Here is a 24,953-nt window from a genome sequence, read left to right as displayed (position 1 = left end):
AAGTACAATCTATCCCCATATTTAATTGGCTTAAATCAAACTAAATCAAACTCTGTCAGAGGATCATAAACATATCCCAATAATTTTTAATAATAGCCCCTAGACCCATAAACACATTAATATCAAAGCTTCTAGCAATTTTAATTTATCTTGTCGAAAAAACTTTGATGAAGAAAATAAATGTATTAAATAAAATTCTATCTCTAACGTAAAAAACATACGTAAAGAAAAACTTATATGTTCTCCTTACGTATGTTTCAGATTTTTAATAATTTGCTTTTATCAACTATATAATATTACGTTATTTATTGTTGTAAGACTCAAATTACAAAATATACTACTCTTCTGCAGCCTCACTAATCCAATCCAAAATATTTTCTCTTTTGTTTAGACGTAAAGCTCTGATTGTGTTTGTTTCATCAGGAGGCATTACCTCAACATTCACATACACTTTACTTCTCGGTTGATTTAAAGAGAATATTCCTTTTTTATCTATTTTTTCCACAGCCAAAACCATAGCTTCTAATCTAAAGTCTACTTCTTCAAACCATTTAATTTCATCAGTATAGTCGAGTACACGTTCATTAAATAGATTTCTTACAGTTTCAAAATTCTCGGAACCAAAATTCCAATACGGTGAATCTGCATATGACCATTTTATTAATTCAGCATCTTCCTTTGAAGATTTTTTAACGACATTCTCTAACGCCTCCCAAGACCATGCTGAAATAACTGGAGCAACAGCCTCTCCTGTTGTCACCAGCGCACAATAATAATAAGTTTCTTGGTTTTGAAATAAACTTAAAAACGATTTTTCCATAGCTAGCGCTATTTCATCAACTAATATCTTTAAATCTTTATCCATCTACATCCTCCTTTGTAAACACATCATAAATACTATTTACATTTTTCCAAAACTTCCCGTCCAATAGTACGAAGCTCTTTCCTTAAAGCACTACGAATCGCCCTTGCACCATAACCTGATTTAATCATTTTTGACTCGACATTTTGAAGACGATTTAATACCTCAGCATGAAAAGAACCTTTATGAGTTATATTGTGAGGAGTTGGATGTCCCATTGGGATTCCATTTGCAGCATCGTTAATGTTTATACGATATTTTTCTAACATAGCTCTTGATTCTACTGCCGGAGCCCACTGTCTCATTTTTCCAGTAGATGCAACAATATGTGCAGCTGCTTGTCCACTTCCAACTGGTCTTCCTTCACGAGCTAAATTTCCACTTAGAATTTTTGAATTTTTCCCCGTTTCTCTACTTAATCCGAATACATCCACCCAAATATTAGGATCACTCACATACCCATAAAGTGTTGGATTATTTCCTGCAAGTCCAATCGGATCTATTTGAGTATAGTTCCCTTGTTCTGGATCATAGTATCGGAAGCGATTATAAAACAATCCTATTTCTACATCTTCATACTGTCCTTGATAACGGAATGGAATAAAGTCTTTCACACCTGTAAATTCATTCACTCTACCATAGATATCAAGTTCAGCAGACCAAACTATATTACCTTCTTCATCATAGGCTTCTACAGGTGTTCCAAGATAATCACTAATAATACTGTAGTTGCCTTCACTCGTGATTTTAGCTGAAGGTACAAACTCATCATTAAACACCCATGTGATTAGATTATCAGGTATTTCTGACTTACTCTCTGAAGAATACTCATGTAGGATAGTATTCCCATCCCAAACGAATTTCTTTATCTTTTCGTTTGAACTCTTTTCAATTCGTCTACCTAGCGAATCATACTTGAAAGTAACTTCTGTCTTGTCTGGGCGCACAACTTTCGACATCATGCCATTGCCGTTATATTCGTACTTCCACGTATCACCATTCTTTTCGACTTTTTGAACCAGATTTCCTTCCTCATCATAAGAGAATGTTGCCTCGCTCGTTTCAAGCAATCTGCTTCCTGGACCATAGACACGATCTGTCTTTTCTTTCGTTTCATACAAATTCCCGACATCATCGACACTGCGGTGTAAGAAGTCAAATTGACCGCCTTGATTAGACCAAACAAGGTTACTAAATTCATCATAACCATAAGTAACTTTTACTCCTGTTAACTGGTTAACCATGCTTCGTAAGCGATGATTGACGTCCCAATTATACACGCGTCTTCGTGTATCGCGGTTTTGACTACTTATTTGATGGTGTGTTGGTCTACCCGTTGCATCATACTGCCATTTGCTGATGACATCTCCTGGTAAGACTCTTTCAATCTCTTGACCAAGTTCATTGTACTGCATTGATGCTGTCCAATGTTCTTGCTCTGAGCGAGAAGCTGTGATTTGCGACACATTCCCCATTTCATTGCGAGCAACATCGATTTTTGCGCCTAAGCTACTCGTAATCTGTGAACGGTTGCCTAATTTATCATAGCTACTCGCAATCCAATGGTCATTCTGCCATTCCTTGATTATTTGGCCAGATGGGTCTCGCTCCAGCTTTACTTTCACATATTCATTTTCAGTCTCAATTAAGGAACCATTTTTGTCATAGCCAAACGTTTCCCAGGTATCATCATAATAATCAGCTCGAATGACATTTCCTAGATTATCATGCTGATATGCTGTCCAACGACCACTCGGACGTTGAATTCTCTGAACCAATCCTGCTAGACTTCGTTCATACGTTCTTTCTATTTCATCAAAGCCGATTTCCTTGGTGATATTGCCTTTCATATCACGTTCAAACTGATACATTTCGCCTTTTTCATTGATGACAGCGGTTAACTGCTCCTCTGTATCATAGGCGAATTTAACTTTCTTTCCACCTTGCTCTCGAGACACCAAACTGCCAAGAATGGTGTAATCAAAGGCTACTTGTGTATGGTTATCTTTCGCGAAAATGACATCATCATAGGCATTGTACTTTAATTGCACGTCGTTTCCATCTGATAGATTTGCCCGTACTAGACGATTCAAGTTATCATAACGGAACTTCTCTGTAGCGCCTAGTGGATTTGTTGATGTTATGCAGTTTCCGCGGCGGTCATACTCCCATGTCGAACTTGTCCCGTCTGGCAATGTTACTTGACTCAGGTTTAGATCAGCGTCATAAGCTAAGCTTACCACATGGCCTTGTGCATTTGTCACCGTTTCGATTAAATATTTCTCATTATAAGAAAATTCAGTCTTTGTTCCATCTTCTAAAATATTTGCTTGCAATGTGCTATCTTCATTATAAATCCATTGACGACTTCCGCCTTCTGCATTTACAACTTGAATCAACCTATCTTTCTCATCATACTGAGAGGATACGGTACTGCCATCTGCAAGAGTAATCGTCACTGGATTTGCCCACTCATCATAGCTATATGCTGTGACGCGATCATCTTCATCTACTTCTTGCAGTAATTCAAAGTCCTCATTATATTGATAGCTAACTTCACTACCATCTGGGTGAACAATTTTCGTACAGAGATTATCTTCGTTAAAATGGTAATAACTCTTATGACCTAAGCTATTCGTAATTTCGTTATAGCCATCGTGATAAGAAAGCTCCCCTGCAAGGACATTGCCATCTCCCCATGTTTTGATAACTCGTGCACCTGTAGTTGGGCCATCATAGCGCCAGAAGAAGCTATTTTTATTGCGGTCAATTTTTTGCATCATTAAATGATTAACATATTTTATATTCGTACTTTGCCCTAATGCATCTTGGATTTCGATTAAATCTTGCACATCATTGTAAACATAACGAACTAATACTTCACGACTCATCTGGTTACGTAAGGCAACTTCTGTCATTCTGCCTGCCTCATTAGTAGTAACTTCGAGCACTCTTCCAACACTGTCAGTTACTTGGGATAGAAGGCCTTTAAGGTTATAGGCAAATTGAATATGATGGTCTTGCTCATTTCTTACTTCTTTTAATCTGTATTTTGTTTCTGTTGTTTGTTCAAATACATAAATCAATCGTGTATCATGCTCAAATAGATGATATTCCTCGCCTGTATTTGTTAATGTCATTCTTTCTCTTTTGTTAAAATACGGCAAGTTTATTGGTAAAATTGGAAACCCTACTGCGCGACCATCCGTCACAACAATCCCTATCAGGTCTTCTTCTTCAAAAATCTCTAAGGCTAGATCGTATGTAAAGTGCATACCATGACCTGTTAAGCCAATGCGACTACTATCACTGTACCAAGCGCGTTCCCATGAAAGGGGGATAGGTCCAGGTAGTTCAAAGTCAACGCCTTCATAAATCATACGTCCTGTAATTAAATCAACGGGCTCAAAACCTCTTTTACAGAATTTTTTACTTAGCCCTTGTGTACAATTAAATTTCTTTAATACTCCATGATTAAATTTCGTTAGCCCAGTTTTGGCCATAGCTTTCATTGCGCCTACTGCCTTCGACGCGGCGAGCAATTCATCCATCGATGAAATGACTTTATCTGCGGCCGTCTTCACAGCCTTAGTTGCTTTGTTAGCTAGTTCCGCTAGTCCCTTTACTGCATCTAAGGTTTTAGATACTTTCGGATAAGCTGCCTTCATCCCTTTTGCTAAAGCTTTTGAAGCATCTATTGCCTTATCAGCTCCTTTTGCGGCATCAGCAGCTTTATCTAAGAGTTTTGCCCCTTTTTTGACCTTGTAGGCTGCCTTGGCGGCATCACCAACTAACGGTACCGCACCTACTAAGTTCATGGCTGCATCCATGTAATTCCCTCTTGCCAAGCTAATTCCTGCATTCGCAATATCTGCAAATGTTCCTATGACAGGAATAAACCCAGCGATATCCAGCGCAGTACTTACTCCATCTAATAAACTACTAAACCAGCCCTTCTTCTCTTTCTTCTCTTCTGCCTTTTGTGGGAAGATTAAGTCCACTTTCGTCGTAGCTTCGATTGCTTCCTCATTTAACTTCGGTGGTTGGCTCTTCTTCTCTATTCCTTCTTGATCAATGAGCGTACTAATTAATTGTGTGTCAGCGGCCATAATTACATGACTTTGTTCCTTCGCTGATATAGCAATCCATTCTTCCGCTTCTACGGCTAGTTCTTTCATTCCACTAATTTCGAGTGTTTCATCTGCCGCTAGCATGATGGTACTGTTACTTTGAAATGTTACGCCGTCTCCATCATCCATCTTTAAGTCCAAGACACCATCTACTGCACTAAAGGTAATATCACCAACACCTAATGTCACATCTTTCCCAACATTGGTCGCCAATGATTTAACGGTAGTGTCCGCCATTTTCTTCATCTGCTTTTGCCCGCCCTCTGGTGTGGCTGGATTCACACGCACCGAGCTGATTACGATGGCTTCTTCTTCAACTGCACTTGGAAAATGCAATTGGGCACGTGCACCTATTTGGGGCATTAAATACATCACGCCATTGGCATCTGCTGAATAAGCAAACCAATGTGCTTTTGCTTGATCCTGGCTTTTATCGATATCTAAATGAATTTTAACGGTGTTTTGCGTAACATCAATGATCTTTCCTGTAAACGCTGCACCAATGAGATCTAAATTACGCACTAACCGCTGACGAATACTTTTCTCTGGTTGGGCAGTATATTGGAACTTCAACACGCCATCATCAAGATGGGTTTCCCTAGCCGTTACGATATAGGAGCTTCCCTTGAATTGCACCAATGTGCCCAACTCATGGGGCTCCGTGCTTTCAAACTCACAAAATGTATAATCGGCTTCACTCACATCCGTACCATCGTTTTCAGTAATCAACCGATATGCATCGACGTCCATTCGTAATATAGAAGGCAGATGGTCGATCGTTATGCTTTTCCTACTTTGAGGTGTACCAAGCCAGAATCGAGCACCTTTTCCTTTTAAATCAGGAAAAACAACGGCGTGCAAACGGGAGGCCATTCTTTTAATAAATTCCCAATCTGTTTCTAAGTATTGAATCGCGATACTACCAATGGATTGACCGTTAGAAGCTTGGTCGATGTAATCCCCATTAGGATAGGCTTTCACAATGTTATTTATTAATTGCACATACGTCATATTGGCATCTTGAAAAGAACGTGAGCGCTTCGCAATATCCATATTTGCTGTAAATGATACAGCCTCAACGGAGACATAGTGTACCCCTTGTGATGCCTGCAACTCTGCATTTTCAATTCTTCCTGAGAACAATATGGCACTTTCTCGTCCAAATTTCACAACCACTTCATCTGTATGATTGACCCGCTGAATATATTTTTGCGCTTGCTCTTCAGCGATCATTCCCGTAAAGTACAACCTCGCATGGTCATTGGCCTTATGTTTGATGGTTAGTTTATCTAAATGAATAAGTGAATAAGGCCATTCAAGCACAAGGTCTTCATACGTACTAATCATGTGTACTTCCTTTTCTTCTAGCGATTTCATTACTTACCTCCTTTCAATCAACCTCGACTTTTAAAAACCTTGTTTCGGTATTTCTACTTCCTCTTGACCGTCATGAATAATTTCGATTTTTCCTCCACCTGCTGAGCATTGCGTATGGCAGCGGCTTAATAACGCTTGCTTCCCCTCGATGTTGACAGTTTCCATTCCTTCCATCCAATCAATGGAACATGTTGGTGTACATGGCTTTTGCAACTGTAAACAAACACCAAAGGTTGGGATGTTATCAGGGTTTCGATCCCCTACATTCATGACGGCTTTCTCTTTAATATAAACGCCATGATCTTGCGGCAAATTTAAATAATTGAGGTGGCTACCATGCTCACAAGAAATGATGGCGCCATGTACGACATAACTAAATTGCTCTTGTTCCGAACCTTCTGTTTCCAAACTTTCTACAACTTGAGCCATTTAATATCCTTCCTTTCGTATCGATTAAACACTGTTTCAAACTACGACAGTGTTTTGGAATGATTTATTAGAATGATTATCGTCTTTGTAGTTTTACTCGTTGCAACTGAATCCCGAGATATGGTCGTCGCAGCATACTTTCTGCCACGTCTAAATTGACGATGGTAAACGATTCCTTTTTGCCGTCGACTTGAAAAATACAATCTAGTTCCACCTTCTTAGGGTCAATCACGAGCTCCTTTATTTGTCCGTCTGGATAATAAATCGTGTCATCGGAAATACAGTTCTTCTTTACAATGTCCATAAGCCAATGCACACGCTGTGTTCCTTTCTTCACATCCGTAAAGACAATGGCTGTAAATTCTAAGTTATCCTCGTATTTCACCAATAACCCTTTTAAATCATCCGACACGATTCTACGAGGCTTCTCTAAATAATCCAGATATACCGCATTCTCTTTTTCTATTACTTCCCCGAATACAGATGAACAGATAAAGTCATCATCGAGGTCTGTCTTGAAAGGAATGATTGGATTTGTAATGCTTTGATCTTGTCGAAGAATAAAATACTCCATCTTTTCCTCCTGTAACTATCATTTCTATTGATTTCAAAGTTAATGAATCCAATGAATGTCTTTTATCTGGTCTGGGCTAAATAGACACTTCTCTTGATCGCGTTTAAAGAAGGTAGCTCCTTTTAAATTGGCGCCTGTAAAATTGGCGCCTGCAATTTGTGCAAACTCAAACCGTGCATTTTCCAAATTCGCATTACTGAAATCAGTACCTAAGTAACACGCAACCTCGTCATCGGGAAGCAACAGCGTTTTCCCCTGTGCATGCGTAAAATTAGCGCCTGCTAAATTGGCATTTCGAAAATCAGCATCTTGAATAGCTGCATATGAAAAATCAACATTCGCTAAGCTACAATCTACAAAACTAGTCCCGATGCAAACACTTTGTTTCAATGAAGCCCCTTCTAAGTCACTCCCACTGAAATTTGCATAGGAAAAGTCCATTTGGTTGAAATGTTTTTGCTGTAATTGTAGACTTGAGAAGTTTTCAAACGTATACGATTTGTCCATCTCGTTTTTCTCTAACCATGAGACAAGATTTTCTTCCACCCGTTCTCGTTCGTCGATGATCGCAACATCTTCACTAAATCCTTTATATTCACCGACACGAAATCGTAAACACGCGGCTCGTTGAAAATCTATTTCAGGTACGCTGTCTTTTTGATAACGGAAGAGATAGCGTACCAATTGAATAATATACTGATGAAACAGAATCACTGTCTGTTGAATAATTCCTCGAACGTCAGCTGCTTGGATGGAGAGATATGGCTTTCTTTCTTTTTCAAGCGTTTTCTGTAAATCTATAATCGCCTCACTAAGCCAATCCGCTTCATACTGTGCTGTGCATTCTCCCCAGTCGTAGTACCATTTTTCTCCATAGGCTTCTAGCAAATACGTACACTTGTTTTCTAGTAATGATGTTCGTAGCAATGAAAAATGAATAAAGGCAACTGGCGCTAACCTTTCTTGCTCTTGCAGATCTTTAATATTTGCAAACAGCTGTTCAAGCGAGTTAATGATTGGTTTTAGTAAGATTTCCTTCTCTTGACGAAACTGTCGATCAACCTTCTCCTGTAATCGGCTGATATGAACTGACACGCATTCATCCATAAAATGCTGTAATGCTTCTTCTCGTTTCATGCGTTCACATCCTCACTAATTTGCTCGTACTTCTGTTCCTTTAATCTCCATTTTGTCTTCCATCTTGATTGAACTGTCTTTACAAGTCATCTCTATTTTCTCGGTCGCATTAATCATAATTTGCTTCGCATTGATGGCAACTTTATCTGTTGCTTGTAAGGTAATATTTTTATCACTTATGATGGAGATCCCATTATCATCCATAAGCGAAATCATTAATCCACCACCAGATATGACAATCCGATCGGGTGCAAGTAGAATTTGTTTACCGTGCTTCGTTCTGAGTGTTTTGACATCTGGATCAGCCATCCGCGCTGGATCTTGGCGACTATCCTCTGGTGGTGCAGGTCTTGATCCACCACCGCCTCCTCCGCCACCGGCACTGGCACTTCCACCACCGCTTGGACTAGGCGGATTCGTCGCTGCTAACATCGAACCAGATTGTGGTGGTGCTTTTGATACGGAACTAATCGCAATCCCTTCATCCTCACGATTGCCTGGGAAATAGATTCTGACGTTATCAGATAGCTCCGGCATGAAGTACCATCCTGTATTATCTTCTGATGCATAAATCGTTGAATACGGAAACCAATATGCTGTATCTTTTTCTTGACCCTCGTCAAAATCGACATGAATACGAATTTTGTCCCCCGCAACATCAATTACTTTTCCTTGAATGGAGGCGCCAATAATAGCTTGATTATAAGTAGTGTGGACACTGAAGCCGTTCTGAGGTGTTAACGTATAGATATGCTTGAACAAGCCATCTTTTAAAGTTGAGTAGATTTTATAGACATACAGTTTCTTTGATTGGAACGTCACTTCATTGCCTATTTTGAATGGTTGGAACGATTCTACTTCATAGTACATGTAGTCACTATCAGTAATACCGTCAAGATGATTTTTACTGGACACAAGGAAATTGCCAATCGCCTTTTTAACTCGATAATTAATGGCCTCCATTTTTTTCGTGCCCCCTGCTTGAAACGGTACACCGAAGTAAAACTTTGCGGCCGGATGAACCGTATCTGGCACCAGGCCTGTATGGAATCGTGATGCCATTCGTTTAAGAAACTCCCAATCTGTCTCTATATACTGCATCGTGAAACGACCAATGCTAGCGCCTTTAGTGGCATAATCCATGAAATCTGCACCTTTTTGATCGGCAATACATGCATCTATTAATTCACTATAGGGCATACTCGCATTTTGATAAGTTTGGTTTTTCTTCTTAACATCTAACACATACGTATGCGAAACTGCTTTAACCTCTAAATAATATGTGCCCAAAACCGATTTCACTTGTACATCTAACGCAAGCCCATTAAAAATAGGAATAGTTTGTCCACCACTGCCGATTTGCAATACTTCAATAGCCGTTTCTGCATCTGTCATATATACATAGGAATCTTCGAGTTCATCTGGAATCACACCCGTTAAATGCAATGTAGCATGCTCATTCATTTGTTGCGTAATTTCGATTTGATTGACGCGAATATTATAGGGCATCACGATTATATCTTTATACGTTAAGGCAGTTTCCTTTTTCATTAAACAACACCTTCCCCATCTAATAATTTGTTTTCAACCGAGATAGATTCCATCATGCCGTAAGCAATGGGTTTCCAAATATTCATCTCTTTTTTCAAACAATTAACCGAGCCCATCGTCACATTCTCGCCTACTCTAAACAAAAACATTAAATTATAAATCTTGTTATCTAGTGCTGGCGTAATGAAATCAAAGTAACCAATTTGTACATCGTTAACTTCATTCATACCGTTATCCAACATTTTTGCAGTTGGCTGCGTCTTTTGAAGGATGTTCCTCATGGCCTCTGTGAAGTCTTCTAATTCCTCTGCTTTTATCTGTTGTTCCATGATTTTCAGCGTGACATTGATGGACGTACTTTCGCTTGTGTAAATATAATCGGGTCTGCGAGTTGAGGGATATTTAATATCCATTAATTCAGGTTCCATCACATCAAATGTTGCAGGCATGCACATCCGGATTTGATCCTCATAAAAACTCATTTCTTTAAACTCAATCGTTTCATCTTCAATCATGAGCTGACCATCTTTAATCGCCTTCACAATATCAGTATGTAATAATTGATTTTCGATGTTCTCCATTCGTTTCTTCTGCCTTGCATGTTTCGTCATCTCAATAACTTCTTCATCCATAAAACTCATTTTTTTTCGCTCCTTTGTTTCGATTAGTCTTTCTATCTTATGACCTCGTTTTTTATTTATTGTTAAATAACACCAATTACTTAGGTCATTTTGTTATTAATTTAATTTTTTTCAGTAATATTCCAGTATTAATTACATATATGGAAAGAAAACCATTAATTGGTTCTTTTTCATCATTAAATATGCTAATAAACCCCAGGTAAAAAGTCAACATCCATAAGTTCTATTATTTGGAATAGACAAAAAAATAATCCTGAAGATCGGGAAAATTTGAAATTTAGTAGTTAGATATACTGTGTGCGGGGAAGGATAAAATGAAACTTTAATCATTGGGGTATAGAAATGTAACTCGATCGAACTGCGAATACATTTATGATGAAGAGGATAATTATAAGTTGTAAATAATGAAGGTATGCTGCATTTAAGAGTAACAAATCAAAAGATATTTAATAGCAGTACTATATGTACATTTTTGCTGTTTAAGGATGTATAAAATTAATCTGTATGAATCATAACGATTGTTACAACGCTTGATGTCCTCGCCTTTTGTTGTACTCCAGTAAGACGTTTGGGGATCTGTTGTTTTAGGGTTAGAGTCGCACCGACGGACAACGGCAGTTTCCTCAATGGGATAGAAGGGCAAAGCAAACGCACCCTTCATATTTACACCACTTACTAACTATAAACCTTCAAATTTGTAATGCTTTTTTATCAGTTATAGCCTTATTGGTTTTTGATTCAAACATCAAATTACTATTTATGTATTAAGTACACTAAAATTTAAAAACCTTGAAAGGCATAAAGCCAATCAAGGTAATTTTTTATTTACTATGATTCGATAGCTGTTCTGTCAGGAAACACACCACCTTCTTTTACTAGGCAAACTGCCAATCTTTGAGATGCTCTATCATAATAAAATTTAGATGGAAAATTGTTATCCGATATAACTTCTAACTCGGAAAACTTTCTAGTCAATTTATTTAACTCAATTTTCCCCATAGTATTTTCATTAGGTCTGAATCTGTAAACTACAGTTTCATTATCTTCATATTCTTTTAGTAATAAAACATATGAAGCCATCTTATTCCTCCCTTGATGGATAACCCTGGGCTCCCAGACTCTACTACTTTATTAAGCAATTCATAGGGTTTCATAATCCAGTTTCATAGTCTTCTATCAAATGTGACCAATATCCTTCTACTTCCTTCATTGCTATGGGGTCAATTTGCTCATACACCTTCCTCAACTCAATAGCATAGTTATTTGAAGTATATACACCTTCTTTTCTCATTTCCATTGATATTTCCTGCCTAATCAAATGAAACAAGAAGAACGTTCTTAAGTTCTGATTAAGCGTATAAATTAGAGGGTGATGTAAGGAAGAACTAGTAAAAAGCTCATCGCTCCCCTCTTTTAAGTAAAGTCCATATTCATAAGACGCACAATGACCCACTTTGATAAATTGCACTTCATTAATTACCGTTTTTCGGAAGTTAATAAACTCATAGAACTCAAAATCACCAAATTCTTTCGGCACTCCAATATCTACCATAAAATCAGCATTTTCAACACTTACCCCAAAATTAACTAATTCATTAAAATCATAGTCTCGTGTTTCTGAGTCATAATATTCTCGTATCTCTCGGATGTCAAAATCCATACTTTCACTCCTTTAACTTTTCAAGCTCTTTAGCTAATTCAGCATTTCCCCGATCTCTTGAAGCTTTGTCCCCATACTCAACACTATAGCTTACTTCAGCGTCAGGAAGTTCTTTTTTTAGTAGTGCCTTACAATCATGACCACCAAGAATGCAAGGTTCTCTTTCAGTGTACACTCGGTGGACTTTATAAGTCTGTCCATTTAGTTCAGCAGCTTTTTTTTCCTCTACCAAAACTTTTTCGGAATGCACTTTTTTCACTTCAACTTTTCCACTTGGTTTTACTTTTGTTCTTTCTGTACTTTCAAAAACCTTCGAAAAACGTGCACCATCTTTCTCAATGTCTGCCACAACAATATTTCTTAAATCATATATTTGATTATCAATTCGATAATTTTTCGCCATTGAACTTAAATCAGATTCTCCATACTTAACTTGTAACGGCAATTTTGGATTAGCTAAATTCGTAGTATTACCCGTACCCTATGTTGTAATCTTAAAATCCGCTAATAAAAAAACAATCTATCTTAAACTAAACTGTACCCTATAAGATAGACACTTTGAAAAAAGTCTATCCTATAGGGTACTTTTGTTTATAATGAGAAAAAAGATGTCGGAGCGGAATAAATGACGAAAAGATTATTTACTAAAAAAGAGCAAGAACAACTAAAATGTAATCCTAATGTCCAGGCTATTAGTGATAAAGCGATTACTTATACTGAGGAATTCAAACGCCATTTTATTGCAGAAAATGAAAAAGGAAAACTCCCAAGAACGATTTTTGAAGAGGCTGGTTTAAATGTTGAACTAATTGGTTTGAAGCGCATTAGTTCAGCGGGAAAGCGTTGGCGTGCAGCTTATCGTACAACTGGAGTAGCTGGTCTACAAGATACACGTAAAACGAATTCAGGTCGTCCAATAGAACGGGAATTAAGTTTAGAAGAAAAAATTGCACGATTAGAAGCGAAAAATCGATTATTACAAGCGGAGAATGAACTTTTAAAAAAGCTCGATCTACTCGAAAGGCAGATGTTAAAGAAGAAATAACAATTACAACAGAACTAAAATTTGATTTAATCAGTAAAACGATTCAAAAATATAAACTAAAACGTTTAGTAAGTTATCTATGCGAAATCATGGGTGTATCTCGTTCAGGTTACTATAATTATTTCACAGAAAAATCAGCACAAAAGCGTGCAACCCATGAGTTAGCAGATAAAGCCATCAAAGATATCATTTTAAAAGCGTATCATTTCCGTGGGCGTAGGAAAGGTGCACGTCAAATTAAAATGACGTTAGAAAATCAATATGGGATTACATATAACTTAAAACGTATTCGCCGTATTATGAAGAAATTCGAGATTGTATGCCCAATTCGAAAAGCAAATCCTGCACGTAGAATGGCCAAAGCAACAAAAGAACATCGTACATGTCCAAATGAATTACAACGTAACTTCAAACAAGGTGTAGCAGGAAAAGTATTATTAACAGATATCACGTATTTGACGTATGGAAACGGCAAACGTGCTTATTTATCAACGATTAAGGACGCTGAGACAAACGAAATTTTAGCGTATGAAGTATCTGCTTCATTAAGTATGGATATTGCGCTCAATACTCTTCGTAAATTGAAGCGAAATCACCACCATTTAACGAAAGATGCATTTATTCATTCAGATCAAGGATTCCATTATACGAATCCAAAATTCCAGAAACTTGTGAAGGAAATGGGACTAGGGCAATCTATGTCAAGGCGAGGAAACTGTTGGGATAACGCCCCTCAAGAATCCTTCTTCGGTCATTTTAAAGACGAAACCAATCTGAAAGCGTGCGAAACATTAGAAGAAGTAAAACGAGAAGTGAAAAGTTATATGATGTATTACAACCATTATCGAGGGCAATGGAACTTGAAAAAGCTGCCGCCTGCAAAATACAGACAGCAGCTTCAAAAGGTAGCCTAGCTTTTTTTCAAAATGTCCTTTACAAAGGGTACACTTTAAACCTCAATAAACTACTTCTTCCTCTTTTATTATCGGTAATTCATAGGCTGTTTTGTGCTTCATCATGCCGTATATAATGTTTACAAGCCTTCTCATGATACAAACCAATGCCTGTCCCTTTGTTTTGCCTTCTTTTAGTTTCCGTTGATAGTATGCATGGAATACTGGATTCCTTGGCAGCTTACTTCCTTTTGCCACTTGTACTTGCTGTACGGCTAAGTTGTAAAATAAAGCGTGTAGCGCCCGATTTCCCTGCTTGCTTTTTTGTTCCCTTCCTTTCCCACCAGAACCAAAGTAAACAGGCGCAATGCCCGCAAATCGTGCTAATTTGTTGGCATTCGGAAAACGGCGTACATCACCTATTTCTGCAATTAAAGCCGAAGCTGTAACTAGATCTATGCCTGGCATCGTGTCTAATTGAAAGTCTAGTAAACTCATTAACCCTTTCAATTCTCGTTCCACATATCGCATTTCCTGCTTCTTAAATGAAATGTCTCTGACGATGCTCTTTACTAGAAAGTCTCGTGTTTCTTGGTGTTCTCTTATTGTGTTTCCATCCTCTTTCACCAACTTTAAAATCTCACTCGCTTTTTTCACCGAACATGTATTGCTACTCGCTTCTAATAAAAATATGGTCAATTGCTTTACACTTACCGCTTCTAAACACGGTGGAGACGGATATCGTTCCCAAAATGCCAATGCTGTTTTTCCATCTACTTCTGAAAAAAACTTTTTATAGCTTGGATAGTGGTGACTTAATTGAATATGCAGTTGGTTCTTTAAAGCTCCTTGTGCCTTTACTAAGGCATTTCTTCTACTGACCAGCTGTTGTATCGACCAGTATAAATCATGTGGTTTAGCATCTGGTAACTGGTCTAGTTTGTTCACTAAAATTCTGGCTACACATTCTGCATCCCAACTATCGCTTTTTTGTGTGGTCATATTACTTTTTCGTTCAGCGTATGAAAGAGCTGGATTCACTTCTTTTACAACTTGTCCGTGCTCATCCAAAAACTGCGCTAATGCTCGTCCATAGCCCCCAACATCTTCTAAACCAAAAATAGGTGTCAAACCATCATCCATATGTTTATAAATATCCAGTAAAAAAGTTGAAAAAGCAGAAGGCTTATTTTCAAACTTTATTTCATCTAGTTTTTCTTGCCAACAATTAATAATAACCGCCACATGGTGTTGCTTATGTAAATCTACTCCCACATAAAAATGCTTCTGTCTTTCGTGCATTAACTTATCCTCCTATTCAATGGAATGAAAATGCCGGCAACCTTAGTTCGAGCGTTCACCAACTGGTGCGCATTGGTACGAAAGCCTATCCATTTTCACCGTTATATGAAGATATATAAGTAAATGAGCACCTTTTTTAAGTAGCTCTTCAAATTATTGCAGGGTGTTGCCCATTTGCTTGTATTTGTCCATATGTATAAATCCCCCGATAAAAGCTTTCACGGTCTAAAATGCGCTTCACTTGTACTTTTGTAAATCGTTTCCCTTTCTCTGTTCGATCCGCTGAGTCCTCTATCCTCATATATGTGAAGTAGTTGAAGCTTATTTTCGTCACAATACCTTTCAATTTCTTCTACTTGATACGTTAAACTATACCCTTCACGTACTTGCCCTTCTGTTGAAACTCTTACATAACCAACTACTTTTTCTTTCATAATGCCCCCTACCGTTACAGCAATTAAAGTCCCTGTAACGCTTACCCGTTTTTTGCGGATAACTTGTGTGTAACGTCTATCCGTTACAACATACTGTACGACCTTACCCAAATTATGCACAACCCTTTATTTTAAAGTCGTTTTTTCTCTAGTATGGTCGTACACTATACATAACCTTACAATCTAACAAAGAGGTGTTTTTATTATGTCTTCTACTATTCGTCTACGTCTCAATGAAATTTTAATTGAAAAACAAATGAGCCGTCGGCAACTTGCCAAGCAAGCCTCATTGCGCCCTAATACTGTCAATGATTTATGTACTCAGCCCATACAACGTCTGCATATAAGTACTCTTTCAGCTTTGTGCGACACATTACACGTCTCTATCCAGGACCTACTTGTATTGGAGATGAACGATTAACTCACTTGAAGTACAGTTGAACTTGGTTCTTCTATCAATCTTTTCCACTCCACCCTTGCTAATTCGTCGAAGTCCAATCGATACTGATTTGTAAGGGTCTTTTTTATTTCCCTCCGTATATACTGTGTATACATATCTCTTCCGTCTCGCATGCTAGCTACCCGTTCTCGTTGCTTATTTTTAAGTATTTGCCACTCTGTTACTACAGCCGCAAAATAATGTTCATTCTGTTTTGGTGGATGTTTCATTAGGTCTTTAAGCAATACTTGCTCATTTACGTTATACACAACTTCTATTCGGCTTAATTCATGTGCTAAATAAATTCCTTTATTCCTTGCTAGTTCAAGCCGTTTATCATAAATCCTACAAAAACCATTCCGTTTACGTTGGTCGCTTCTACCAAAATATCGTGTTGTATCAAAGTGTGTCATATTCCTCCGTGCGTCTGTCGGTATCACCACTATATTTTCCAAGCCTGTTTGTAAATCATACGCTACATCACGGCTTACAAATTCTACTCGGCTTGCTCGTATTCCTACCATCTCTAGTATTTCTCTAAAATGTGAGTAATGCTCTGGCCTTGTTTCAATCCTTAGGGTATGTAAGTGACCTTCTGTTTCTCTAAAGTTTTTAAAATATAGATGAATGTATACATCGTCACTTTTCCGCATGTGTAGTTCATAGCTGTATGTTCCACTATAAATCTTCATTTTCACTTTATATTTCTGCACTCCGACCATATAAACACGTAAAAATGTCGAATATGGTACATCCCTATAATCTAAAACAAACTTATCTATCGAAACCTCTATTTCCATCGCCTGTTCTTCCCCTTGTATGCTAGTACTTGTATAAAATTTAACACTTAGTACACTAATTAAATAAGCGCAATCTTTTCAATTTACATATTTAAACATGCAAAAAAGCACTTGTCGCCTGTTATAGACAATCAAGTGCTTTAAGTTTATAAATTTTCTAAGTTGATTAATATTTGCAAGTTTTATAAGTTATTTTAGTATTGACAGTATGACATCTTTTTTACCATATGGCAAGTTTAACGTTTAAACCCTTTAGCTTGTTTAATCTCGTGTGTTTGTTCCTTAATACATCCATAAGTGGTCCTTGTAAGTAAAATGTCATCTCGCTTATTCTCGCTCTTATTTCATTATTGTTAAAATAGCACTTCTTGATGGCCTAGCCTTCACGAGTTATTAATTCAAATTCAAGGATATCTTTAACTGTACACAATTAAAAAACTATTTATATCCTTGTTCATCGCCACGAGCTTTGTCATTATCGTTTATTTAGTCACTATTCCATACAAAAATACCTCCTGCATGTAAAATGTCATCTCGCCTAATTTTCACACTTTTCTTCCTAGACCACTGTTTATAGAGTACTCCTTGATGGTCCAGCCTTCATGAGTTTTCGAATCAAATATCAGATTACTTTTTAACCACAAACTTCTTTGAGTTAAGAAAAAACCTTGAAGGCATATAGCCAGTCAAGGTTTAACAACTCAATAACTATCCTCAAAAAGACAATTAAATATTGTAACGTCTTCCTCTTTTAACTCTAATGAAATATTCGGCACTACAACATTAAGAATATCTTCGTCTAGCGTTTGAATTCCATTATTATTTAATATTTCTAAAACCCTTATATTAATCCGCTCTGTTTCTTTATTAAGTGGAGAATATGCTTCATGTATTTGTACAGCCCCATCATTGTAATTGTACCTAACATATTTAATCACTGAATACGGAGCAATTAATGAAATTAAAACCATAACCCCTGTTATCTCATGCTTTTCCAAAAGATAATCATTAAACTCATCACTACCTATTCTAAAGTTCGGACTCAGCGATGATTGAATAAAATAAGAAAAGCACGTTGAATAACTGAAGTCGGTAAGATTATCGATGAAAATCTGTTCTACCTCATCATTAAACTTACTAACCCAATATTCCTTATCAATATACTTAGCGAGTATATATTGAAAATCACCTTTTCCATACAATCTGCCAATTGTATTCAGTAAAACTTCTTTCATATTATACCTCCATTATTGTACAGGATAGCCATGAATATTACCTTTTTTATCAATATGAACTTTTACCCTAGTTTCTCCATTTGGTCCAACTGGCTTGCCAAAATCATAAGTCTTTACACTTCCATCTGCTCTTACCGGAGTTCCATTCATCCATGCTTCTTGAGTTAACTGTACACCATTTTGACCTTCAGGCCATTGTGACTTGGTTGAAACGTTATTACCATGCCCAGGCACATGCTTACCTTGCTTTCCTGCATCTACTTTTGGTGCTCCATTTATTCCTGCATCAACCGTACCTTGACTCGGTAACTTACCAGAATAACCCGTACCCTTAGTCTCATCTTGTTTTTTAGGATTTTGATTTGGTTTTGGTGCTGGTTTTGGTGCTGGTTTTGGTGCTGGTTTTGGCGCCGGGTTTGGTGCTGGTTTTGTTTGACCGCCGCTAGGTGTTTTAGAAGTAGTTCCTTTTACTCCTTTTAATCCAAATAATGAAGTTACAACACCAAAACTATCTAACCAGTGTTCCTTTGATAAAGGGTCTTTTGGGTTTACTGCCCCTTCAACCATTCCGGTAAGGCCAAAGCTTGCGTAATTTGCAAAGTCAGAAGGTGAATTCCACATTTTTCCTTGTCTGTCCTTCGCTCCAGACACTATACCATCTAATACTCCTAATGTGAGATAGTTTGCAAAATCATACGGTGAGTCTAATGCTTTGTTCGCCCTTGTATCTAGACCATTCTTAAAATCTTTACCAATTTCAATAAAACTATTGTATGATTTTACAAATGGGTTTTCAGTTTTAGGCTTTGTTTTTACGACCGTTTCCTTAGTGGTTTGTTTGCTTTTACGGCGGCTTTCTTTGCTTGGGTTTTTGCCTTCTGATAATACTGTTTGGCTTTTTGAACAGTCTTTTTCGCATAAAGGGCAGCCTTTTTTACGGTTCGTTTATACCATTTTACAAGTCTCTTTTTCGTAAGTTTTAAGAATTTACGGGCTTTCGTATAAACCTTGCCAATCTTTTTCTTAAGCTTCCTCTTAAGTTTTTTTAAAAGATTCTTTAATTTTAATTTACTTTTCGCCTTTTTAATTTTCTTTTTTAAAGACTTGCCTGCCTTTTTAACACTCTTAACAACAGGGATACTTCCAAAGAAACTGCCAACGGCTCCCCAGAAGCCTTTACCCTTCTTTGCCATTAAGCATCACCCCCACCAGTAGGGATCATACCCACGATATCTAGTGCGGATTCAAGGTCAGCACCTTCTCCCGATGTATTAGACACGGACACTGGTGCTTTGTTCGAGCCTTCCATAGTGACAACCTGTCCCTGCATATCGGTGATACCGTCAAGAACGAGACTGCTAGTGCGACATGTCAAGCGCATGGATTCTGTTGCGCTCATCGAAATGCTTTTACCTGCAAAGGTGATATCGTTGGTTTTAGTGTAAGTGATTGCTTACTATGTACTTCTACTCCGCTACCCTGATCCAGCTTTAGGAAAACGGCGCCTTCCTTTGCGGTAAACGTCACCGATTGCGGGTCTAGCTTGATGTCCTTGCCTTTTGGTGTGCCCCAGTAGGACGTTTTTGGATCGGCTGTCTTTGGGTTGGAGTCGCCGCCCTTTCGTACACTGTGGCGGACAACGGCTGCTTCCTCCCGGTGTGTCGGGAAGGCAAGATGAACGCTATCGCCTTCTTCTGGCGGGCTGTAAAAGCCGCTATGTCCTTCTGCAGTATAAGACGTAGCAAGTGAGAACCATGTGGCTTCTTCCTTTTTTTGTGCCTCATCAATTGATAGGTGCAGGCGTACTTGATCTTTTTTGACCTCTAATACCTTACCCTCAATCGCTGTGCCTGACAGGGAAGGAATGTTAAGTCTTTCTTGACGAATGCCTGCCTCGGACAGTAAATGATACTCATACCTTGTTGCATACGTGCTATGGACTTCGCCACACCTATAAATCATAGATTAGAAAAAATAAACAGCTCAAACTCACCATAATTATGGTCGTTTGAACTGTTTGTTTTTACAAAAAATTGTGTCATTCTAATACTTTACATTTACTCCAGTAAACAAGTCTGAATTTTACCATTATTTAGTTTGATTGAGTCACATTCTAAGTATTTCTCACCACATTTAAAACTTGTTATTTGCACATCCCATTCAGCATCTTGAATGACACATCGAATTTTTGAAAGTAGACTTTTCCAATGCTCTATACAATGTTACCTTTGCGCTTAACTGTAAAGATTTTCAAGAACTCTAGCAATTCGTTTCGATAAGTCCTGACGCTCTTCCTCTGTCAATTCAAAATCGGAATTATCAAACAATCCTTCTTTTATCTCATTGATGATGTCTTCAGGCAATTTTTTATTTAGTCTTATCTAGTTCTCAGCGATTATAGTGTAGACAATCTTTTTTGCACAAGCCTTGTTTCGAAACCGTCAACTTGCTGTAGAATATGATGTTTACTTACTGCCTCAAAAACAAAACCCAGTTCCATTTTCCCCTTGATTTTTTGTATATATTGTTGAAGAATAATCCAGGATAAAAGTTCGATTATACTTACCCAGTTTTACAGAAATATAATAACGAGCAAGTACTATTTTGCACAAAGCTGATTGCACATAGTCACTACTTTATATTAACAAAATAGAACCAGCTTCGTCTTTATTACCACTCTGATAACAAAAAAACAAATCAATTATAGGTAGTATTGACCACAATTGACCTGTTCAACATTAAAAATATGAACTATCCGTTTCAACATAATATCGAATTTTAATTTTTAATTTCTCTTGATATACTTTTAATAGATTTTTATTAGATTGTTGATACGTTGAGATAAATCTTCTTTTTCTGATTCCGTTAACTGTTGCCCTACGTCATCTATATTGAACTTCTCAAGTTCATATTTTATATTAAGTTCTCCATGATCATGAATTCCTTTATTAATTAATAGTTCAGCTAATGTGACTTTAATAGTAATATTCTCACTAAGCGTATTTTTACAGTCCCTTTCAAAACGTTTCAGCACTTTATCAGAAACTTCTTCTAATGGGATAATACTAATAATGTTATCAAAATAAACTTTTACTTCCTTAGTCATCTCATGATAATACCAGCGTGCCCTAGGATCGTGATTTAATGAAATCGTTGTATCATCAAATTGACGTAATACGTAATCTCTTCTTTCTAATAGATCCTCTACTTCTTCTGTACTTAACTGCTGTCTGATACTGTTAATATTTAGATTTGTTAACACTTCACACGATAATTCCTTAGCACGTACAGATAATTTTGAATGTGTTAGAGCAATTCTCGCTAAAGCAACATGGATAGTTGCTTTCTCGGCTTCTCCATCATTCATAGAAACTTCAAAATCATAAGTTGTTCTCGCTAATGCTTCATAATCACTAAATTTTTCATCTTTGTATTCCAAGTAAGTATCATAAACTGAGGTTAAAAGCTCGTAATAACTCCAATCCAATTTTCTCCACACTCCTGTATAATTTATTATTTATTAACCTTAATTTTTTGGCCATTATTATGAATAATTTCAATATCAATATTTGGGTATTCTTTGCTAAAGGCATTTATAACTCTACTACAACTACCACAAGTATCAAGTTCAGTAAATAATATTTTACCACTAGCATCGGGATTATGCCCTAATTTATCTGCAATATCATTTAAAATTTTATACTCAGTATCCATATCTCTAAGGAAAACATCTCCTACCTCATTCGGGGCATTTGTTGCACTAAATTTAATCTTATCCTCAGTTGGTTTAACTGAAAACCCTTCATAATTGGGATTTCCATGTGTTGCATCTATTTTACTATGTGCATAGAATTCTTTCTTGTCCAATCCTGATATATTTACTTCAGCGTAACCGAAATTCCCCCCTCCTCTTTTCTTAAGAAGCGTATTTGATACTAATTTTTTATATTCCGTAGCACGATCAAGAATATATCCTTCATTCTTCATATCAATTTCCCTTGTTGGATACACTTTACCATAACTAACTCCATTATCCTTATGCGCAACCTTAGTCTCATTTTGTTTTTGGGGATTTGGATTTGGATTTGGATTTGGATTTGGATTTTGTACGGGTTTTGGCGCTGGTTTTTGTGCCGGTTTTGGTGCTGGTTTTGGCGCCGGGTTTGGTGCTGGTTTTGTTTGACCGCCGCTAGGTGTTTTAGAAGTAGTTCCTTTTACTCCTTTTAATCCAAATAATGAAGTTACAACACCAAAACTATCTAACCAGTGTTCCTTTGATAAAGGGTCTTTTGGGTTTACTGCCCCTTCAACCATTCCGGTAAGGCCAAAGCTTGCGTAATTTGCAAAGTCAGAAGGTGAATTCCACATTTTTCCTTGTCTGTCCTTCGCTCCAGACACTATACCATCTAATACTCCTAATGTGAGATAGTTTGCAAAATCATACTGTGAGTCTAATGCTTTGTTCCCTTGTATCTAGACCATTCTTAAAATCTTTACCAATTTCAATAAAACTATTGTATGATTTTACAAATGGGTTTTCAGTTTTAGGCTTTGTTTTTACGACCGTTTCCTTAGTGGTTTGTTTGTTTGCTTTTACGGCGGCTTTCTTTGCTTGGGTTTTTGCCTTCTGATAATACTGTTTGGCTTTTTGAACAGTCTTTTTCGCATAAATGGCAGCCTTTTTTACGGTTCGTATATACCATTTTACTAACTTCTTTTTCGCAAATTTTATGAATTTACGGGCTTTCGAAGCTTACAGGAGGTTATCTCTATACATTGAATATAGAGGGGACGTTCGGCACTCCGTCCCCCCAAAAAAACGGTTATCTATACGATAACCACTATACAGCTAACTTACAGTATATTTACTTCCATTTATGACAATACATTTTGCTTCAACTAACAATATAGCATTCCATATTTCCAATGCAAAGTTAGCATTAGAATAATATTGATTTACCCAGTCCTCTTCTATTGATGAGGGCTTAATTTGTCCTATTCCCCTCACATAAAAGTCAATTGACGTTAATTCTAAATAGTCATCTTCCTCAACATTAGCTTTTGTATTAAGCCTTTCTTCACCAGTATTTCCGACAAAATACCATGCTGTTACTCCTTCAAAAACCATTTTATACTTTTTTTCATATCCATTATCTATTGTTTTCAACTCAAAACTAATTTTATTTTTCAAGATATCAAATTCATATCTTTCAATAACTGCAGCCCATAGTTCATTGAGTAAATCGGATAATCTATCCGCCATATTATCACTTTCCTTTATATGCTTTTATCATTATATCAATCAGTTTTAATGCGTCATCGGTTATATCAATATGTGTATGGCTTATATCATTGGATATTTTACCATCAATACTAAATCTAAAATATGGTTCATTTCGCCCCCAGAACCTGCTTCCATGACCCTTACTATAATAGATTTATCACCATTTGGCATTTCAACTTTATAACCTTTACCTTTAAATATCTATCCTATAAGATACATTTTTAATAAGTTGCCCATTTTTTAAATGTCCTTTACAAAGTGTACACTTTAAATGTGCCTCTATCGGTTTTAAGCGTTATCTCAAAATTTGTTCAATAGCACTTTCTAATCAATTACATAAGACACGGTCACAGGCGCTTTGTTCGAACTTCCCATTGTGACAACCCGTCCCTGAAAATGACCGCTTTCATATATTTTTAACAGTTCTGTATAAAAACCAACCCCAGTGTATGTGCTATAAGAATACTCCATCATTGACGAGAGTAACTTTATTCCTTGCTAGCTCTAGCCGTTTATCATAAATCCTACAGTAACCATTCCGTTTACGTTGGTCGCTTCTACCAAAATATCGCGTTGTATCAAAGTGTGTCATATTCCTCCGTACGTCTATCGGTATCACCACTATATTTTCCAAGCCTGTTTGTATATCATACGCTACATCACAGCTCACAAATTCTACTCGGCTTGCCCGCTTCCCTATCATCTCTAGTATTTCTCTGAAATGTGAGTAATGCTCAGGCCTTGTTTCAATCCTTAGGGTAGGTATGTAAGTGACCTTCTGTTTCTCTAAAGTTTTTAAAATATAGATGAATGTATACATCGTCACTTTTCCGCATGTGCAGTTCATAGCTATATGTTCCACTATAAATCTTCATTTTCACTTTATATTTCTGCACTCCCACCATAAAAACACGTAAAAATGCTGAATGTGGTACATCCTTATAATCTATAACAAATTTATCTATTGAAATCTCTATTTCCATCGCCTGTTCTTCCCCTTGTATGCTAGTACTTGTATAAAATTTAACACTTAGTACACTAATTAAATAAGCGCAATCTTTTCAATTTACGTATTTAAACATGCAAAAAAGCACTTGTCGCCTGTTATAGACAATCAAGTGCTTTAAGTTTATAAATTTTATAAGTTTATTAATCTTTGC

At 37.0% G+C, this 24,953-nt stretch carries 22 protein-coding genes and 1 pseudogene; 2 read left to right on the top strand and 21 right to left on the bottom strand.

The genetic code is table 11. The annotated features are described in order from the left end of the window. Positions 1 to 337: 337 nt before the first annotated feature. The 10 genes from JNUCC51_RS20475 to JNUCC51_RS20430 form a co-directional block, all read right to left on the bottom strand. On the bottom strand, positions 338 to 865 hold the full coding sequence (locus tag JNUCC51_RS20475; RefSeq protein WP_337989520.1) for a DUF4303 domain-containing protein: 528 nt from the start codon (positions 863 to 865) through the stop codon (positions 338 to 340). 32 nt (positions 866 to 897) lie between these two features. Then, positions 898 to 6,369, bottom strand: coding sequence for a DUF6531 domain-containing protein (locus tag JNUCC51_RS20470; protein WP_337989519.1), 5,472 nt, complete (start codon positions 6,367 to 6,369; stop codon positions 898 to 900). Positions 6,370 to 6,399: 30 nt separating this feature from the next. Then, positions 6,400 to 6,798, bottom strand: coding sequence for a DUF4280 domain-containing protein (locus JNUCC51_RS20465; protein WP_134020098.1), 399 nt, complete (start codon positions 6,796 to 6,798; stop codon positions 6,400 to 6,402). Positions 6,799 to 6,874: 76 nt separating this feature from the next. Further along, positions 6,875 to 7,372, bottom strand: coding sequence for a hypothetical protein (locus JNUCC51_RS20460; protein ID WP_337989518.1), 498 nt, complete (start codon positions 7,370 to 7,372; stop codon positions 6,875 to 6,877). Positions 7,373 to 7,411: 39 nt separating this feature from the next. Continuing rightward, a complete protein-coding gene (locus JNUCC51_RS20455; protein ID WP_337989517.1) occupies positions 7,412 to 8,509 on the bottom strand; it encodes a pentapeptide repeat-containing protein in 1,098 nt (365 codons plus the stop codon). Between the two features lie 15 nt (positions 8,510 to 8,524). Then, a complete protein-coding gene (locus JNUCC51_RS20450) occupies positions 8,525 to 10,060 on the bottom strand; it encodes a phage baseplate assembly protein V (protein ID WP_337989516.1) in 1,536 nt (511 codons plus the stop codon). After that, on the bottom strand, positions 10,060 to 10,701 hold the full coding sequence (locus tag JNUCC51_RS20445; protein WP_134020110.1) for a hypothetical protein: 642 nt from the start codon (positions 10,699 to 10,701) through the stop codon (positions 10,060 to 10,062). Before JNUCC51_RS20445 ends, JNUCC51_RS20450 begins: the two co-directional genes overlap by 1 nt. A gap of 828 nt (positions 10,702 to 11,529) precedes the next feature. Then, the gene (locus tag JNUCC51_RS20440; protein WP_337989515.1) at positions 11,530 to 11,781 is read right to left on the bottom strand and encodes a hypothetical protein; all 252 of its coding nucleotides are present in this window, start codon (positions 11,779 to 11,781) and stop codon (positions 11,530 to 11,532) included. Positions 11,782 to 11,851: 70 nt separating this feature from the next. Continuing rightward, a complete protein-coding gene (locus JNUCC51_RS20435) occupies positions 11,852 to 12,361 on the bottom strand; it encodes a hypothetical protein (protein WP_261612635.1) in 510 nt (169 codons plus the stop codon). Between the two features lie 4 nt (positions 12,362 to 12,365). Next, positions 12,366 to 12,764 (bottom strand): nucleic acid/nucleotide deaminase domain-containing protein, encoded by a 399-nt coding sequence (locus JNUCC51_RS20430; RefSeq protein WP_337989514.1) that lies wholly within the window; start codon positions 12,762 to 12,764, stop codon positions 12,366 to 12,368. Between the two features lie 222 nt (positions 12,765 to 12,986). Here JNUCC51_RS20430 and JNUCC51_RS20425 point away from each other — a divergent pair. Beyond that, a protein-coding gene (locus tag JNUCC51_RS20425; RefSeq protein ID WP_337989513.1) for an IS3 family transposase occupies positions 12,987 to 14,320 on the top strand; the annotation gives its coding sequence in 2 pieces (ribosomal slippage) (positions 12,987 to 13,368 and positions 13,368 to 14,320; 1,335 coding nt in all). Positions 14,321 to 14,362: 42 nt separating this feature from the next. On the opposite strand, the gene JNUCC51_RS20420 is transcribed toward JNUCC51_RS20425, so the two are convergent. Then, the gene (locus JNUCC51_RS20420; protein WP_337989512.1) at positions 14,363 to 15,601 is read right to left on the bottom strand and encodes an IS110 family RNA-guided transposase; all 1,239 of its coding nucleotides are present in this window, start codon (positions 15,599 to 15,601) and stop codon (positions 14,363 to 14,365) included. Positions 15,602 to 15,876: 275 nt separating this feature from the next. After that, positions 15,877 to 16,035: pseudogene (locus JNUCC51_RS24870) on the bottom strand (recombinase family protein); the annotation flags it as partial. 205 nt (positions 16,036 to 16,240) lie between these two features. Between JNUCC51_RS24870 and JNUCC51_RS24865 the strand changes: the two are divergent. After that, on the top strand, positions 16,241 to 16,456 hold the full coding sequence (locus JNUCC51_RS24865; protein ID WP_412758785.1) for a helix-turn-helix domain-containing protein: 216 nt from the start codon (positions 16,241 to 16,243) through the stop codon (positions 16,454 to 16,456). On the opposite strand, the gene JNUCC51_RS20410 is transcribed toward JNUCC51_RS24865, so the two are convergent. The 9 genes from JNUCC51_RS20410 to JNUCC51_RS20370 form a co-directional block, all read right to left on the bottom strand. Further along, complete coding sequence (locus JNUCC51_RS20410; protein WP_337989511.1) at positions 16,453 to 17,274, bottom strand: replication initiation protein; 822 nt, start codon at positions 17,272 to 17,274, stop codon at positions 16,453 to 16,455. The two genes, JNUCC51_RS24865 and JNUCC51_RS20410, sit on opposite strands and share 4 nt — an antisense overlap. 701 nt (positions 17,275 to 17,975) lie before the next feature. Then, on the bottom strand, positions 17,976 to 18,509 hold the full coding sequence (locus JNUCC51_RS20405) for a hypothetical protein (RefSeq protein ID WP_337989510.1): 534 nt from the start codon (positions 18,507 to 18,509) through the stop codon (positions 17,976 to 17,978). A 12-nt stretch (positions 18,510 to 18,521) separates the two neighbouring features. Next, the gene (locus tag JNUCC51_RS20400; protein ID WP_337989509.1) at positions 18,522 to 19,160 is read right to left on the bottom strand and encodes a hypothetical protein; all 639 of its coding nucleotides are present in this window, start codon (positions 19,158 to 19,160) and stop codon (positions 18,522 to 18,524) included. A 161-nt stretch (positions 19,161 to 19,321) separates the two neighbouring features. Further along, a complete protein-coding gene (locus JNUCC51_RS20395) occupies positions 19,322 to 19,702 on the bottom strand; it encodes a hypothetical protein (RefSeq protein ID WP_337989508.1) in 381 nt (126 codons plus the stop codon). A gap of 202 nt (positions 19,703 to 19,904) precedes the next feature. After that, on the bottom strand, positions 19,905 to 20,471 hold the full coding sequence (locus tag JNUCC51_RS20390; RefSeq protein WP_337989507.1) for a phage baseplate assembly protein V: 567 nt from the start codon (positions 20,469 to 20,471) through the stop codon (positions 19,905 to 19,907). An 844-nt stretch (positions 20,472 to 21,315) separates the two neighbouring features. Then, a complete protein-coding gene (locus tag JNUCC51_RS20385; RefSeq protein WP_337989506.1) occupies positions 21,316 to 21,996 on the bottom strand; it encodes an Imm3 family immunity protein in 681 nt (226 codons plus the stop codon). Positions 21,997 to 22,022: 26 nt separating this feature from the next. Next, a complete protein-coding gene (locus JNUCC51_RS20380; protein WP_337989505.1) occupies positions 22,023 to 22,907 on the bottom strand; it encodes a deaminase domain-containing protein in 885 nt (294 codons plus the stop codon). Between the two features lie 451 nt (positions 22,908 to 23,358). Then, complete coding sequence (locus JNUCC51_RS20375; protein WP_337989504.1) at positions 23,359 to 23,772, bottom strand: YxiG family protein; 414 nt, start codon at positions 23,770 to 23,772, stop codon at positions 23,359 to 23,361. A gap of 767 nt (positions 23,773 to 24,539) precedes the next feature. Beyond that, positions 24,540 to 24,776: a hypothetical protein gene (locus JNUCC51_RS20370; RefSeq protein ID WP_337989503.1), complete on the bottom strand. Its 237-nt coding sequence runs from the start codon at positions 24,774 to 24,776 to the stop codon at positions 24,540 to 24,542. Positions 24,777 to 24,953 lie beyond the last annotated feature (177 nt).

The organism is Lysinibacillus sp. JNUCC 51 (assembly GCF_015999525.1).
GTDB classification, from domain to species: Bacteria; Bacillota; Bacilli; order Bacillales_A; family Planococcaceae; genus Lysinibacillus; species Lysinibacillus xylanilyticus.
The sequence above is the reverse complement of the archived record's forward strand: the minus strand, read 5'-3'. Positions and strand labels throughout refer to the sequence as shown.